A 14,134-nucleotide genomic window follows, 5' to 3' on the forward strand; every position below is an offset into this window, starting at 1 on the left:
AGAGCCGCCGCTTCGTCAACCGTTTCAGCAAGCGATGTGCCGCTCAGCCCGCCATCTCGCGCTCGGGCGTGGACGAGATCCGATGGACGGACAGATCGGCGCCGTTGAACTCGTCTTCGCGATCGAGGCGCAGGCCAACGGTATATTTGATCGCGCCATAGACGGCCGCGCCACCCGCAAGCGCGAGCGCAATCGCGCCGCCCGTGCCGATCAGTTGCGACCACACCGACACCCCGCCCATGCCGCCGAGCGCCTTTTGGCCGAAGATGCCCGCCGCGATGCCGCCCCACGCGCCGCACAGGCCGTGCAGCGGCCAGACGCCGAGCACGTCGTCGATGCGCCAGCGGTTCTGCACGCAGGTGAACATCTGCACGAACAGCGCGCCGGCCACGCCGCCCACGATCAGCGCGCCGAGCGGATGCATGATGTCCGAGCCCGCGCACACCGCGACGAGTCCCGCGAGCGGCCCGTTGTAGGTGAAGCCCGGATCGTTGCGTCCGGCGACCCAGGCTGCAAGTGTGCCGCCGACCATTGCCATCAGCGAGTTGACCGCGACAAGGCCGCTGATTTTGTCGACGCTCTGCGCGCTCATCACGTTGAAGCCGAACCAGCCGACCGCCAGCACCCACGCGCCGAGCGCGAGAAACGGAATGCTCGACGGCGGATGCGCCGCGATCCGCCCGTCCTTGTGATAGCGGCCGTGGCGCGCGCCGAGCAGGAGCACGGCGGGCAGCGCGATCCAGCCGCCGAACGCATGCACGACGACCGATCCGGCGAAATCGTGGAACGGGGCATCGAAGGCGCTTCTGAGCCACGCCTGGATGCCGAAACGCTCGTTCCACGCGACGCCTTCCAGGAGCGGATAGATGAAGCCGACGATCACGAAGGTCGCGAACAGTTGCGGGTTGAACTTCGAGCGCTCGGCGATACCGCCCGAGACGATCGCCGGGATCGCGGCCGCGAAGGTCAGGAGGAAGAAGAAGCGTACGAGCGCGTAGCCGTTGTGCTCGGCGAGCACGTGGGCGCCATGCAGGAACTGCACGCCGTAGGCGATGTTGTAGCCGATGAAGAAGTACGCGAGCGTCGAGACCGCGAAGTCGACCAGGATCTTGACGAGCGCATTGACCTGGTTTTCCTTGCGCACCGTGCCGAGTTCGAGGAACGCGAAACCGGCGTGCATCGCAAAGACCATCGCCGCGCCCAGCAGCAGGAAAAGGGTGTTGGTTCCGGATTGAAGTGCCTGCATATTCGACGGGCCAAAAAAAGCGGCTCTAATTGCAAGTTCCGGACCAATGTTGGTGCCATACGCGCCGATCCGGTGCGGGACGGGGCTGCGAGCCGTTTCGGATGGTGCATCGCGCACCGTTGCGGATTCAACCGATGCATGAATCCGGTGCTTGCGCCGAAACCTTCGTAAGCTTGCGCACCGATTTTGAGCAGCCATGCCCCGTGATGGCGAAACACCCTCGCGCGTCGGGCGAGTATCCTTTCGATTCAATGACTTGCACATGGCTCGCGGGCGCCGCGCTTTGCTACCGTCGCGGGGCGCCACGGCGGAGCGACATGAAGCATCTCGCTGTCGCTGCCCGAAGCCCGCGTTGACTTCCACCACGCGCGGACTAAGGTTCCTATGGAACGCGTGCGCGCGTCGGGTGCGTTCGTGTCGCCGGGATCATCGATGGAAGCGCAGCATGGAATCGGTCTATGAAAATCGCGCCGAGGCGGGCCGCGTGCTCGCCCGACTGCTCGCGGGCTACGCGCACCGCGACGACGTCCTCGTGCTCGGACTGCCGCGCGGCGGCGTGCCGGTCGCGTTCGAGGTGGCGCGCGCGCTCGACGCCGATCTCGACGTGCTCGTGGTGCGCAAGCTCGGCGTGCCGGTCCAGCCGGAACTCGCGATGGGCGCGATCGCGTCGGGCGGCGCGTTCTATCTGGACGACGACATCGTCCGCTATGCGGGCGTGAGTCCAGCCGAACTCGATGCCGTGATCGCAAGCGAGCGCATCGAACTGGCGCGGCGCGAACGCGCTTATCGGGGCAATCGCGGGCCGGTCGAAGTGGAAGGACGCATCGCGATCGTGGTCGACGACGGCATGGCCACCGGCGCCACCATGAAAGCCGCGGCGATGGCCTTGCGCGACCGCAAGCCGGCGCGCATCGTCGCCGCGTTGCCGGTCGCGCCGGCGGATTCGGAGTCCCGTGTCGAAACGGTCGTCGACGAATTCGTCTGCGCGATGCGGCCGCGCAGCTATTTCGGCGTCGGGCAGTTCTATTTCGACTTCTCGCAGACGAGCGACGAGGAAGTGTTCGACCTGCTGCGCGAAGCGCGCCGCGACAGCGAAGCGCGGCGCCTGAAAAAACCCTCAGCGTGAATCGCCGGCGAGCGGCGCGGGCCAGCGGTTCTCGTCGACGCACAGCGCGCCCGGCACCCGCTTCGCCCAGCCCTCCGACTGCAGCATCGGCTCGTCATAGAAGCGCTCGACGTGCCCGATGCACAGGATCGCGACCGGCTTGGCATCGGCGGGCATGTGGAGCAGTTGCCGCACCGCATCGACGTCGAAGAGCGACACCCAGCCGACACCCAGCCCTTCCGCGCGCGCCGCGAGCCACAGGTTCTGGATCGCGCACGCGACCGAGGCGAGATCCATCTCCGGCAGCGTGCGCCGCCCGAAGACATGCCGCTCGCGCTTTTCCATCAGGCCCGCCACCACCACTTCGCCGCAATCGAGAATGCCCTGCACCTTGAGGCGCATGAATTCATCGGCACGTTCGTTGAGCGCGTCGGCGGTCGCGCGGCGCTCCGCTTCGACGACTTCATGCAGCGCAACACGCAGCGCACGGTCGGTCACGCGCACGAAGCGCCACGGCTGCATGAAGCCGACGCTCGGCGCGTGATGCGCGGCCTGCAACAGCCGCGCGAGCTGGTCGGCGGGGACCGGTTGATCCGTGAAGTGGCGCATGTCGCGCCGCTCGCGGATCGCGCGATAGACGGCGGCGATTTCGGCGTCGGAGTAGCGGTTGAACGAGTCGGGTTCGGTCATCGGGTTTTCTTGCCGTGCTGTGGATGCTCGCTGACTGGCGATGTCCGCGAGGAAGAATGGATCGGCGCATCCGCATTCTTACCGATGCGACGCAAGCGTAGTAGCCGATTGTTACCCGAATTTGCGCCAACGTCGCATACTGATCCGACGCCACTCAACGGGGGCTTTCGATGCCAAAACTCATTCACATGATGATCCGCGTCGCGCATCTCGAACGCTCGATCCGCTTCTATCAGGACGCTTTCGGCATGGCCGAGACACACCGGCTCGACTTCCCGAGCTTCACCCTCGTCTATCTGCGCGAGCCGGAGAGCGGCAGCGAAATCGAACTCACATTGAACAAGGGCACCGATACGCCCTATACGCACGGTAGCGGATACGGTCACGTGGCGTTCGCCGTCGACGGCATCGAGGCGTTCCGCGACCGGCTGATCGCGCTCGGCCTCGCGCCCGGCGATCTCAAGTCGCTCAGTCACGGCGACCAGCTCGTGGCACGCTTCTTCTTCATCACCGATCCGGATGGCTACAAGATCGAAGTGCTTTCACGGGAGGGACATTACGTATGAGGTAGCACAGCAGCACCCCGCAGTACACAAAATATAAGGAGACGCATCATGTCCAAGGCAATCCCCATCCCTGTCGTCTCGGCAAGCGCGTCGGGTTCCGCCGCTGCCGCCGCGCCCCGGGCGCGCATTGCGCGCCGGCGCTTCCTGCAAGGCTCCGCAGTCCTCTCCGGCGTGCTCGCGGCCGGCACGCCGATCGCGCTCCTCGCGCCGAGCCGCGCGTGGGCCGTCGAACTGAGCCACATCGACCAGGCACAGGCCGACGCGCTGATGGCGCTCGCGCGCACGCTCTACCCTCACGCCACGCTGCCCGACGCAGTCTACGCACTCGTCCCCAAGGATCTCGACGCGAAGGCAAGCGATCCGCCAACCGCCGCGCTCATCGCGACCGGCGTCACGAAGCTCGACCAGGCGGCGGGCGGCAAGTTCGCGAGCCTAGATCCCGAGAAGCGCACTGCGCTCGTCACGGCGAACCAGACCGATCCGTTCGTGCAGCTCGTGCGCGGCCAGTGCATCACGTCGCTCTATGACAACGACATGGCGTATGCGCACTTCGGCTATCAGGGCGAGGCGTTCAGCAAGGGCGGCTACATCTTCCGCGGCTTCAACGACCTGACCTGGCTGCCGAACCCGCCTCCGGAAGCGAGTCCGCCCGTCGCGACCTGAACGACTCGCTTCACGCGTCAACCATACCAACCATGCCGAGGAGGCAGAGATGGCCAAGTTCGACTATAGCGACGACTCGGTCGTCGTGATCGTCGGCTCGGGCGCGGGCGGCGGCACGCTTGCGAACGAGCTGTGTCAGAAGGGCGTGAAGGTCGTGCTGCTGGAGGCCGGCAAGCGCGAGTCATCCGCGACCTTCATCAACGACGAATGGAAATCGTTCGGGCAGCTTGCCTGGACCGACAAGCGCACGACATCGGGCAACTGGCGCGTCGCGCAGGACTTTCCCGGGCTGCCCGCGTGGATCTGCAAGACGGTCGGCGGCACGACCACGCACTGGGCGGGCGCGTCGCTGCGCTTTCACGAGCACGAGTTCAAGGCGCGCACCACTTACGGCGCAATCGACGGCGCAAACCTGCACGACTGGCCGATCACGCTCGCCGACCTCGCGCCCTACTACGCGCGCGCCGAGGACAAGATGGGCGTGACACGCACGAACAACGTGCCGGGCCTGCCGGGCAACAACAACTTCAAGATCATGTACGACGGCGCGACCAAGGTCGGCTACAAGACCGTCAACACCGGACACATGGCGATCAACAGCGAGCCGCGCGCGGGCCGCGGGCGCTGCATGCAGCTCGGCTTCTGCTTCCAGGGCTGCAAGTCGGGAGCGAAGTGGTCGACGCTCTACACCGAGATCCCCGCCGCCGAAGCCACCGGCAAGCTCGACCTGCGTCCCGAATCGCACGTGATGCGCATCGAGACCAACGCGGCGGGCAAGGCGAGCAGCGTCGTCTACATGGACGGCGACGGAAAGCAGCAACGCCAGCGCGCGCGGGTCGTGTGCGTCGCGGGCAACTCGATCGAGACGCCGCGGCTGCTCATGCTGTCGGAGTCGTCGAAGCATCCGAACGGGCTCGCCAACAGCTCGGGCCAGGTGGGCCGCAACTACATGCGGCACACGACCGGCTCCGTCTACGCCGTGTTCAAGGAGCCGGTGCACTTCTATCGCGGCACGGTGATGGCGGGCATCGTCACCGACGAAGCGGCCTTCAATCCGAAGCGCGGCTTCGCGGGCGGCTACGAAATGGAGACGATCTCGCTCGGCCTTCCGTTTGCGGCGGCCTTCCTGAATCCCGGCGCGTGGGGGCAGGACTTCACTTACTACCTCGACAACTACACGAACCTCGCGGGCATGTGGATCGTCGGCGAAGACATGCCGCGCGAGAGCAATCGCGTGACGCTCAATCGGGACGTGAAGGACAAGTATGGCTTGCCGGTTGCGAATGTCCATTACGACGACCATCCGAACGACATCGCGATGCGCAACCACGCGTACCAGCAGGGCGAGGCGATCTATATGGCGGCAGGCGCGACAAAGACGCTGCGCACGCCGCCGTATCCGTCGACGCACAATCTCGGCACGTGCAGGATGAGCGCGAATGCGCGCGACGGCGTGTGCAACAAGTACGGCCAGACGTTCGACGTGAAGAACCTGTTCATCTCCGACGGCAGCCAGTTCACCACCGGCGCCGCCGAAAACCCGACGCTCACGATCGTCACGCTGGCTATTCGCCAGTCCGACTACATCGCCGACCAGATGCGCCGCCGCAACATCTGAACCGCGCGGGCGACCGGTACTGTGCTCCGGTGGCCCGCCCGTCACGAGGAAACCTCTCATGTGCAAGATCTACGCGCAAACCGATCCGATCCTTTACGAATGCCGAAGCCGCTCGATGCGCATCAGCGGCGTGACGACGACCATCCGCCTCGAGAATCTCTTCTGGCAGACGCTTTCCGAACTCGCCGCCGACAACGACATGACCACCAACCAAATGATTGCGAAGCTGCATGAGGAGGTCACGCAGCACTTCGGCGAGGCGACCAACTTCGCTTCGTTCCTGCGGGTCACGTGCCTGCGCTATCAGGGTTTAAAAGCCGATGCGTCGCTTGGTTTTCGCAGCCGGGTGACGGGAGTGGCCGTCGCCGACAAAGTGACGGGGTAGACCGATGACGTTACGACACCTTTGCGCTTCGGTTCTCTTGCTCGCGACGGCATCCGCACTCGCCGCCCCCGACGCCGCCGCGCTCAAGGAGATCCTGCAGAAGAACAACTGCCTCGCGTGTCACGCGGTGAATGCGCCGGTCGTGGGGCCTTCGTATCGCGACGTCGCGAAGAAGTACAAGGGCGACGCCGGCGCGCCCGACAAGCTCTTTAGCAAGGTCCGCAACGGCGGCACCGGCGTTTGGCGACAGGTCGCGATGCCGCCGAATCCGGGCATCCCGGACGACGACCTGCACGCCGTGATCGCGTGGATACTGGCCGGTGCGCCGGAGCACTAGCGCTGCCACGGCGCGCCGGCCGGGCGCTTGCCGTAACGCTCGCGCGCGCTCGCGACCAGTGCCGCGTCGATGGCGCCACCGTCCGCGAGCGCCTTCAGTGCCGCAATGACAATCGACGCGCGGTCCACTTCGAAGAACTCGCGCAGCGACTGTCGCGTGTCGCTGCGCCCGAAGCCGTCAGTGCCGAGCGTCACGTAGCGGCGCGGCACGTACGCCCGGATCAGTTCGGGCACCGCACGCACGTAGTCGGTCGCGGCGATCACCGGGCCGCTCGTCGACGCCAGCGCGCGCGTCACGAACGGTTCGGCAGGCGCGGCGCCGAGCCGGTCGTCCCGCTCGGAGGCCGCGCCATCGCGATGCAGTTCGGTAAAGCTCGTCACGCTCCAGACGTCAGCGGCGATGTTCCAGTCCGCTTCGAGCAGCGCCCGCGCCGCGATGACCTCGCCGAGAATCGCGCCCGCGCCAAGCAGTTGCACGCGCGCGCCGTCCTTCGCTGAAAGCCGGTAGATACCATTGAGAATGCCGGTGCGTGTCGCGTCGTCGAGGCCACCGGGCGCCGAAGGATGCGCGTAGTTCTCGTTCATCGCGGTCATGTAGTAGAACACGTCGTGCTGGCGCTCGACCATCTCGCGCATGCCTTCGTCGACGATCGCCGCGACTTCGTACGCAAACGCGGGATCGTACGCCCGGCAGTTCGGAATCGTCGATGCGACGAGGTGACTGCTGCCGTCCTGATGCTGCAATCCTTCGCCGCCGAGCGTCGTCTTGCCCGCCGTCGCACCGATCAGAAAGCCCCGCGCGCGCTGGTCGGCGGCGGCCCAGATGATGTCGCCGATGCGCTGGAAGCCGAACATCGAGTAGTAGATGTAGAACGGCAGCATCGGCAGGTCGTGCACGCTGTAGGACGTCGCGGCCGCGATCCACGACGAGATCGCGCCCGCCTCCGAGATGCCCTCTTCGAGGATCTGTCCGCGCGTGTCCTCGCGGTAATAGAGCATCGAACCCATGTCTTCCGGTTCGTACAACTGCCCGAGCGGCGAATAGATGCCGACCTGGCGGAAGAGATTCGCCATGCCGAACGTGCGCGCTTCGTCCGCGACCACCGGAACGATGCGCGGCCCGAGCCGCGCGTCCTTCATCAGGCTGCCGAGCATGCGCACGATCGCCATCGTGCTCGACATTTCCTTGCCGTTCGATTCGATCGCGAACTGCGCCCAGCTTTGCATCGGCGGCACCGTCAGGGCTTGCGACGCCACCTTGCGACGCCGCGGCAGATAGCCGCCGAGCGCCACGCGGCGTGCATGGAGATAGCGCATCTCGGGACTGTCGTCGGCGGGCTTGTAGAACTTCACCTCTTCGACGTCCGCATCCGAAAGCGGCAGGCGGAAGCGATCACGGAACGCCTTCAGGTCGTCGAGATCGAGCTTCTTCTGCTGGTGCGTCGTCATCCGGCCCTGGCCCGTCGCGCCCATGCCGAAACCCTTCATCGTCTTGGCAAGGATCACAGTCGGCTGGCCCTCGTGCGCGAGCGCAGCCGCGTAGGCGGCGTGCAGCTTGCGCACATCGTGACCGCCGCGCCGCAAGCGATCGATGTCCTCGTCGGAGAGATGCGCTGCGAGCGCGGCCAGCTCGGGGTTCTGACCGAAGAAGCGCTCACGGTTGTAGTGGCCGTCGTTGGCCGAGAAGGTCTGGAACTGGCCGTCGACGGTATGCGCGAACGCGCGCAAGAGCGCGCCGGTGCGGTCGCGTGCGAACAGCGCGTCCCAGTCCGAGCCCCACAGGACCTTGATCACATTCCACCCGGCGCCCGTGAACTGCGCCTCCAGTTCGTCGACGATGCGGCCATTGCTGCGCACGGGACCATCGAGCCGTTGGAGGTTGCAGTTGATGACGAAAACGAGATCGTCGAGCTGCTCGCGCGCCGCAAGCGAGAGCGCGCCGATCGATTCCGGCTCGTCCATCTCGCCGTCGCCGAAGAAGCCCCAGACCTTGCGGCCGTCGGTCTTTTGCAACCCGCGGTTCTGCAGATAGCGCATGAAGCGCGCCTGATAGATCGAGTTGATCGGGCCGATGCCCATCGATCCGGTCGGAAACTGCCAGAAGTCCGGCATCAGCCACGGATGCGGATACGAACACAGCCCCGGCCCCGCGATCTCGCGTCGATAGTGTCGCAGATGCTCCTCGTCGAGAAAGCCTTCGAGGAACGCGCGCGCATAAACGCCCGGCGACGAATGCGGCTGGAAATAGACGAGGTCGCCGTGCTGCTCATCCTCGCCCGACGCCCGGAAAAAATGATTGAAGCCCACTTCGAACAGGTCGGCCGCCGATGCGTAGCTCGCGATATGCCCGCCGAGTTCGCCATATGCGCGGTTCGCGCGCACGACCATCGCGAGCGCATTCCAGCGCAGCACGGCGGCGAGCCTTTCCTCGATCTCGAGATTGCCCGGATAGCGCGGCTGCTCCGCGATGTCGATCGTGTTGCGGTAAGGCGTGACGCGGGCGCGCGCCGACTCTACGCCGATCGAGCGCGCGTGATCCGCGAGCCGGTCGAAGAGATACTGCGCGCGTTCCTTGCCGACATGCTTGACGACGGCATCCAGCGCTTCGAGCCATTCGGCTGTTTCCTGCGGGTCGGTGTCTTCGCGACCTTTCGCTAAAGAGATGATCTGGCTGGTTCCGCTCGCTAAATCCGTCATTGCGCGACTCCGCTAAAGGGCTGAGACTATTCAAAGAGATTCAAAACAGCATAACCATCGCCGGACAGAATGTGCGTCTCTTTTATCTGGCCCTGACGCCGCTGATAGTGTATTTATTCCTGATCGCGAGCCTTTCACGGAATATTTCGACTATGACGTCTTCGTCCAAGCAGCGTCTCGACCGGATCGACATCGGTATCCTCAACCAGCTTCAGCAGAATGCGCGCATCACCAACGCGGAACTCGCGCACGCGGTGAACCTTTCGCCAACGCCGTGCTTCAACCGCGTGCGCGCGCTCGAAAAGGCGGGCCTCTTCAAGCAGCATGTCACGCTGCTCAACCCCGAAGTGCTCGGCCTGCGCATCAACGTGTTCATCCAGGTGAGCCTCGAAAAGCAGGTCGAGGACGCGCTGCACCGCTTCGAGGAAGCGATCAGCGCGCGGCCCGAGGTGATGGAGTGCTATCTGATGACGGGCGACGCCGATTATCTGCTGCGCGTGGTCATGCCCGATGTGATGGCGCTGGAGCGCTTCATCCTCGAACGGCTCACGAAGATCCCGGGCGTATCGAATATCCGGTCGAGCTTCGCGCTCAAGCAGGTTCGCTACAAGACGGCGCTGCCTTTGCCCGCAGCCGGCCTTACGCTCGCCGACCCCAACGACACCCCGACCGACTGGACCTGAACACGACCGTTCACGGTTCTTGCAGTCGCGCGGCCAGTCGCCTATAAATCTCAAGGCATCAGCGAAGAATTTTCCGATTGGCGCGGGTCAAACGAGAAAGATATGAACATCGAAACGGTGCGCGTTTTCATCATGACCCGCGGCGTGGACTTCGCGATCAATGTGATCGCTGCCATCGCCCTGTGGATCATCGGGCGATGGCTGATCGGCCTCGTGATCGGCACGACGCGCAAGGTGCTCGCGCGCAACGGCCGCGTCGATCCCACGCTCGCGCACTACCTCGGCTCGATCATCGGCGCGCTCCTGAACCTGCTGCTGATCCTCGCGATCCTGCAGATTTTCGGCGTTCAGACGACGTCGTTCGCCGCGCTGCTCGCGGGCCTCGGTCTCGCGATCGGCGTCGCGTGGGGCGGCCTGCTCGCGCACTTCGCGGCAGGCATCTTCATGCAGGTGCTGCGGCCGTTCAAGGTCGGCGACTTCGTCACGGCGGGCGGTGTGACCGGCACGGTCATGGAACTCGGCCTCTTCGGCACGATGATCACGACGCCCGACAACGTCGCGACCATCGTTGGCAACAACAAGATCTTCTCCGACACGATCTGGAACTACAGCCTGCTGCCGAACCGGCGCGTCGAGCTGACCGCGAAGATCGCGAATGGCGTCGATCCGCTCGACGCCATCGCGCGGCTCAAGGCGGCCATCGCGCAGATACCGAACGTAGCCGAGAGTCCGGCGCCGGATGTCGAGATTCTTTCGTTCACGCCCGAAGGTCCGATGCTCTGCGTGCGCCCCTACACCATGACGGAACACTACTGGCAGGTCTACTTCGACACCAATCGCGTGATTGCCGAAACGTTCAAGCAAGCGGGCTTTCCGACCCCCGAAACGCCTTTCGTGCATCGCACGGCAGTCTAGAATGGTTGATAGCCGGGTCTGCCTCGCGGACCCGGTGTTGGAGACGAGCCATGCCGACCTATCAGTATCGATGCGAGCAATGCGGCGAAACGTTCGAGCACGCGGAACATCTCGCCGAGCACGCGACGATTCATCTCCGTTGTCCGAAGTGCGGAAGCGAAAAGGTGCAGCACGCACCGACGCATTTCGTCGCGAAGACCACCAGAAAGAGCTGACCTTCAGCGCCCGCGCCGGCTGCGCGCGATCACGACCGCATAAACCGCCGGCGTTCACGGCGACGAGCACGAACGCGAGTCCATAGCGGAGTGTCGGCGTGAGATCGCCGGGATAAAGCACGCGTCCGATGAGATGCTCGATGAAGCCGCCCGTGTAGCCGGCCTCGCCGCCCAGTTGCAACAGGCGGTTTTCGAGCGGCGTCAGCGGACAGATCCAGCCTGCGAGTTCCACCGCGATTCCCCATGCGAGCGCCGGCAGGTGAAGCCATGCGAAGCGCCGGCGCCGCAGCACGAGAAAGCCGCCGAACACTACGAACGCGACGAACGCCAGATGCGCGATGAGCACGGCATCGGAGAGCAGGATGTACGTCATGCGTCAGGGCGGGCGCGGCGCGCGCCCATCGGGCCCTATGCGTTGAGCTCGTTATGCAGCGCGAGATATTCCTGCGCGAGCTTGTGACGCGGCTCGAGGTAGATCATCGGCCGCGCGTGCTGATGGCTCTCGCGAATCTTCACCGACAGCGACAAGTGCGAGTTGAGCACCGGCAGGTCTTCGCTGCGCAATTCGTCGACGAGTTGCTGCGGCAGGCTCGCGCGCGGCTGGAACTGATTGATCACGATGCCTTCGACGGCCAGCCCGGGATTGTGGTCATGGCGAATCTCCTGCACGTTTTCGAGCACGGAATACAGCGCGCGGCGGGAAAAATCGTCGCAATCGAACGGAATCAGGCAGCGCTCGACCGCGATCAGCGCCGAACGCGTAAAGAAATTGAGCGCGGGCGGCGTGTCGATATAAACGGCGTCGTAATTCTGCAGGCCTTTCAGCGCGTCGCGCAGCTTATATATCTTGTAGCGCGATTCGAGTTTTCCCATCAGCGCATCCAGACCCGGATGTGACGGAACGATGTCGAGATTTTCAAATGGCGTCGAATGGATGAACGAATTGAAATCCGGCTCGCGGAAACTGTAACTCAACGCCGATTCGAAGAACGTGGCGAGATTCGGCTGCGCGTTCTGCGCTTGGGCACCGAGCAGGTACTGGCTGGAATTGCCCTGCGGATCGAGGTCGATCACGAGCGTGCGCAATCCCTGCGACGCGCTGATAGCAGCCAGATTGCAGACGATGGTGGATTTTCCGACACCACCCTTTTGATTGAATACTACTCGGCGCATCGATTTTCGACCCTCGGTTGAAAAACCATCGTTAATTCGAAACTTCGCGATTTCTCGTTTATTTTTTTAAGCATTTCGTGGAAACCCGGCGGCGCGCGAAAGCAAGCGCCCCGCACACTGGCACGTGATCTTAGCGCATCAGAAAAACGCCGCGCGAAGCGCGCGGCGTGAATTCATGGAAAGGCGGGAATCGTCGGGTCCGTGCCCTCGACATCCGCTTCGGGATGATGGCTTTTCACGAGTTCCTCGATCTCTTCCACGCGATCCTTCGGCACGTCGACCATCATCAGCAATTCGCCGTTCTCGATCGCCTTCTCGAAGCGCTTGAGCCGTGTGTTCGGCACGTCGACGCCGATCATCGTTGCGGTCCATGCGCCGAAGCCGGCGCTCGCGAGCGCCATGCAGACCACCGCGCCGCCGGCGATCGTGAGGCCGGCGGGCGGAAATGCCATCGCGACGAGGCCCGCCAGCATGCCTGTCACGCCGCCCGCGGCTGTGCCGCGTCCGAGTGCATAAAGCAGGTCGCTGCGTTGCGCGAGTGTCGCTTGCGGCAGGTCTTCGAGCGGCGTATGTGGCCGCGCGAGCACGTGAATGTGACGCCACTCCACCCGCTTGAGCAGCAGTTCGTCGATGATGCCCTTAGCGCTCTTCACGTCGGGCAGGAGAAAATAGATGCGCCGCATGTCGTCCCTCCTTGCAGGACACGCGGACCATGGTCCTGCCCTTCAAATATAGTCTTATTCAGGAGCGGATGCGTTCGCCCGAAGCCTGATCGAAGAAATAGACGCGCTCGCGGTTCACGCGCACGCCCGCCTCGCTGCCGATCTCGCCTGCAAACGTGTTCGAGACCTTCACGACCACCTGCTGCGCGCCGACGTTCATCGTGACAAGAGAATGGTCGCCGATCAGTTCGACCGAATAGATGCGTCCTTTCAGTTCCCCATCGGACACCGCCACGAGCGTGCATTCCTCCGGGCGCACGCCGAGCGTCACTTCGCCCTGTTGCGTCACGTTCGCTCCGAGCGCGAGGCCCTGCGCTTCGAAGCGGTGATTCGCGAGCGTGCCGCGCAGGAAGTTCATCGGCGGCGAACCGATGAAACCCGCAACGAACAGGTTGGCCGGATCCGAATAGATGCGCGCGGGCGTATCGAGTTGCTGGAGCACGCCCTTGTCGATCAGCGCGACGCGATGTGCGAGCGTCATCGCCTCGATCTGGTCGTGCGTGACGTAGATCGTCGTGATGTCGAGCTCGTGCTGCATGTGCTTCAGTTCCGCGCGCATGTGCCCGCGCAGCTTCGCGTCGAGATTCGAGAGCGGCTCGTCCATCAGGAACGCGGCGGGCCTTCTGATGATCGCGCGGGCGAGTGCAACGCGCTGCCGCTGCCCGCCGGAAAGTTGGCGCGGATAGCGCGCAAGCAATGGTTCGAGCTGCACGCTCGCGGCCACCTCGCGCACGGCAGCTTCGATCTCGGCCTTCGGGCGCTTTCTGACGAGCAGCGGATACGCGATGTTCTCGAACACTGTCTTGTGCGGATAGAGCGCATATGACTGGAACACCATCGCCACATCGCGGTCGCGCGGCAGATGCTGCGTCACGTCCTTGTCGCCGACATGCACGGTGCCCTCGGTCGCCGACTCCAGCCCCGCGATGATCCGCAACGCCGTGGTCTTGCCGCAGCCCGATTCGCCGAGCAGCACGAGGAACTCGCCCGCGTGCACGTCGAGCGTGAGATCGCGTAGCACGCGCGTGTCGCCGAACGTCTTGCCGACGTTGCGCAGCGAGACGCTCTTCGAATGCTGGCCCGCCGCGATCTGGCCGAGCCGCGCATCTTGCGCGGGCAT

15 protein-coding genes and 1 pseudogene are annotated in these 14,134 nt (G+C 64.4%); 9 read left to right on the forward strand and 7 right to left on the reverse strand.

All coding sequences use genetic code 11. The features are described from left to right. Nucleotides 1-43: 43 nt before the first annotated feature. The gene (locus AWB81_RS02740) at nt 44-1,246 is read right to left on the reverse strand and encodes an ammonium transporter (RefSeq protein WP_062632361.1); all 1,203 of its coding nucleotides are present in this window, start codon (nt 1,244-1,246) and stop codon (nt 44-46) included. A gap of 445 nt (nt 1,247-1,691) precedes the next feature. Here AWB81_RS02740 and AWB81_RS02745 point away from each other — a divergent pair, with 445 nt between their 5' ends. After that, nucleotides 1,692-2,372 carry a phosphoribosyltransferase gene (locus tag AWB81_RS02745; protein WP_062632362.1) on the forward strand — a complete coding sequence of 227 codons (681 nt, stop codon included), beginning with the start codon at nt 1,692-1,694 and terminating at the stop codon, nt 2,370-2,372. Here the strand turns inward: AWB81_RS02745 and bluB are convergent. Next, nucleotides 2,364-3,041: a 5,6-dimethylbenzimidazole synthase gene (gene bluB / locus AWB81_RS02750; RefSeq protein ID WP_062632363.1), complete on the reverse strand. Its 678-nt coding sequence runs from the start codon at nt 3,039-3,041 to the stop codon at nt 2,364-2,366. The genes AWB81_RS02745 and bluB overlap by 9 nt on opposite strands. A 170-nt stretch (nt 3,042-3,211) precedes the next feature. Between bluB and AWB81_RS02755 the strand changes: the two genes are divergently transcribed. Genes AWB81_RS02755 through AWB81_RS02775 form a run of 5 tightly spaced genes read left to right on the forward strand, consistent with a single transcriptional unit; the run spans nt 3,212 to nt 6,610 of the window. Next, nucleotides 3,212-3,607 (forward strand): VOC family protein, encoded by a 396-nt coding sequence (locus AWB81_RS02755; RefSeq protein WP_062632364.1) that lies wholly within the window; start codon nt 3,212-3,214, stop codon nt 3,605-3,607. A gap of 48 nt (nt 3,608-3,655) precedes the next feature. Beyond that, on the forward strand, nt 3,656-4,270 hold the full coding sequence (locus AWB81_RS02760; protein ID WP_062632365.1) for a twin-arginine translocation signal domain-containing protein: 615 nt from the start codon (nt 3,656-3,658) through the stop codon (nt 4,268-4,270). Between the two features lie 49 nt (nt 4,271-4,319). Then, on the forward strand, nt 4,320-5,888 hold the full coding sequence (locus AWB81_RS02765; RefSeq protein ID WP_062632366.1) for a GMC family oxidoreductase: 1,569 nt from the start codon (nt 4,320-4,322) through the stop codon (nt 5,886-5,888). A gap of 58 nt (nt 5,889-5,946) precedes the next feature. Next, nucleotides 5,947-6,273 (forward strand): ribbon-helix-helix domain-containing protein, encoded by a 327-nt coding sequence (locus AWB81_RS02770; RefSeq protein ID WP_062632367.1) that lies wholly within the window; start codon nt 5,947-5,949, stop codon nt 6,271-6,273. A gap of 4 nt (nt 6,274-6,277) precedes the next feature. Beyond that, on the forward strand, nt 6,278-6,610 hold the full coding sequence (locus AWB81_RS02775) for a c-type cytochrome (RefSeq protein WP_062632368.1): 333 nt from the start codon (nt 6,278-6,280) through the stop codon (nt 6,608-6,610). On the opposite strand, the gene mdeB is transcribed toward AWB81_RS02775, so the two are convergent. Beyond that, entirely contained in the window at nt 6,607-9,306 is a 2,700-nt protein-coding gene (gene mdeB, locus AWB81_RS02780) for an alpha-ketoglutarate dehydrogenase (RefSeq protein WP_062632369.1), read from the reverse strand. The genes AWB81_RS02775 and mdeB overlap by 4 nt on opposite strands. A gap of 152 nt (nt 9,307-9,458) precedes the next feature. On the opposite strand from mdeB, the gene AWB81_RS02785 reads away from it, so the two are divergent. From AWB81_RS02785 to AWB81_RS02795, 3 genes are all read left to right on the forward strand, one after another. Next, complete coding sequence (locus AWB81_RS02785; RefSeq protein ID WP_062632370.1) at nt 9,459-9,989, forward strand: Lrp/AsnC family transcriptional regulator; 531 nt, start codon at nt 9,459-9,461, stop codon at nt 9,987-9,989. Between the two features lie 102 nt (nt 9,990-10,091). Then, nucleotides 10,092-10,904 carry a mechanosensitive ion channel family protein gene (locus AWB81_RS02790; RefSeq protein ID WP_062632371.1) on the forward strand — a complete coding sequence of 271 codons (813 nt, stop codon included), beginning with the start codon at nt 10,092-10,094 and terminating at the stop codon, nt 10,902-10,904. A 50-nt stretch (nt 10,905-10,954) separates the two neighbouring features. Then, the gene (locus AWB81_RS02795; RefSeq protein WP_062632372.1) at nt 10,955-11,119 is read left to right on the forward strand and encodes an FmdB family zinc ribbon protein; all 165 of its coding nucleotides are present in this window, start codon (nt 10,955-10,957) and stop codon (nt 11,117-11,119) included. Between the two features lie 106 nt (nt 11,120-11,225). Here the strand turns inward: AWB81_RS02795 and AWB81_RS02800 are convergent. The 4 genes and pseudogenes from AWB81_RS02800 to AWB81_RS02815 all read right to left on the reverse strand — a co-directional run. Beyond that, a pseudogene (locus tag AWB81_RS02800) lies at nt 11,226-11,492 on the reverse strand (DUF2784 domain-containing protein); the annotation flags it as partial. A 35-nt stretch (nt 11,493-11,527) separates the two neighbouring features. After that, nucleotides 11,528-12,292, reverse strand: coding sequence for a ParA family protein (locus AWB81_RS02805; protein WP_062632373.1), 765 nt, complete (start codon nt 12,290-12,292; stop codon nt 11,528-11,530). A 173-nt stretch (nt 12,293-12,465) separates the two neighbouring features. Next, nucleotides 12,466-12,975 (reverse strand): hypothetical protein, encoded by a 510-nt coding sequence (locus AWB81_RS02810; RefSeq protein WP_062632374.1) that lies wholly within the window; start codon nt 12,973-12,975, stop codon nt 12,466-12,468. A 58-nt stretch (nt 12,976-13,033) separates the two neighbouring features. Then, entirely contained in the window at nt 13,034-14,134 is a 1,101-nt protein-coding gene (locus tag AWB81_RS02815) for an ABC transporter ATP-binding protein (RefSeq protein ID WP_062632474.1), read from the reverse strand.

The sequence above is a fragment of the Caballeronia arationis genome (assembly GCF_001544975.2).
Classification (GTDB): Bacteria; Pseudomonadota; Gammaproteobacteria; order Burkholderiales; family Burkholderiaceae; genus Caballeronia; species Caballeronia arationis.

What these genes read in the sequence shown, in the direction of transcription:
- AWB81_RS02740 (WP_062632361.1), bottom strand. Translation starts at nt 1,246, where the DNA reads ATGCAGGCACTTCAATCCGGAACCAACACCCTTTTCCTGCTGCTGGGC.
- AWB81_RS02745 (WP_062632362.1), top strand. Translation starts at nt 1,692, where the DNA reads ATGGAATCGGTCTATGAAAATCGCGCCGAGGCGGGCCGCGTGCTCGCC.
- bluB (WP_062632363.1), bottom strand. Translation starts at nt 3,041, where the DNA reads ATGACCGAACCCGACTCGTTCAACCGCTACTCCGACGCCGAAATCGCC.
- AWB81_RS02755 (WP_062632364.1), top strand. Translation starts at nt 3,212, where the DNA reads ATGCCAAAACTCATTCACATGATGATCCGCGTCGCGCATCTCGAACGC.
- AWB81_RS02760 (WP_062632365.1), top strand. Translation starts at nt 3,656, where the DNA reads ATGTCCAAGGCAATCCCCATCCCTGTCGTCTCGGCAAGCGCGTCGGGT.
- AWB81_RS02765 (WP_062632366.1), top strand. Translation starts at nt 4,320, where the DNA reads ATGGCCAAGTTCGACTATAGCGACGACTCGGTCGTCGTGATCGTCGGC.
- AWB81_RS02770 (WP_062632367.1), top strand. Translation starts at nt 5,947, where the DNA reads ATGTGCAAGATCTACGCGCAAACCGATCCGATCCTTTACGAATGCCGA.
- AWB81_RS02775 (WP_062632368.1), top strand. Translation starts at nt 6,278, where the DNA reads ATGACGTTACGACACCTTTGCGCTTCGGTTCTCTTGCTCGCGACGGCA.
- mdeB (WP_062632369.1), bottom strand. Translation starts at nt 9,306, where the DNA reads ATGACGGATTTAGCGAGCGGAACCAGCCAGATCATCTCTTTAGCGAAA.
- AWB81_RS02785 (WP_062632370.1), top strand. Translation starts at nt 9,459, where the DNA reads ATGACGTCTTCGTCCAAGCAGCGTCTCGACCGGATCGACATCGGTATC.
- AWB81_RS02790 (WP_062632371.1), top strand. Translation starts at nt 10,092, where the DNA reads ATGAACATCGAAACGGTGCGCGTTTTCATCATGACCCGCGGCGTGGAC.
- AWB81_RS02795 (WP_062632372.1), top strand. Translation starts at nt 10,955, where the DNA reads ATGCCGACCTATCAGTATCGATGCGAGCAATGCGGCGAAACGTTCGAG.
- AWB81_RS02805 (WP_062632373.1), bottom strand. Translation starts at nt 12,292, where the DNA reads ATGCGCCGAGTAGTATTCAATCAAAAGGGTGGTGTCGGAAAATCCACC.
- AWB81_RS02810 (WP_062632374.1), bottom strand. Translation starts at nt 12,975, where the DNA reads ATGCGGCGCATCTATTTTCTCCTGCCCGACGTGAAGAGCGCTAAGGGC.
- AWB81_RS02815 (WP_062632474.1), bottom strand. Translation starts at nt 14,134, where the DNA reads ATGCCCGCGCAAGATGCGCGGCTCGGCCAGATCGCGGCGGGCCAGCAT.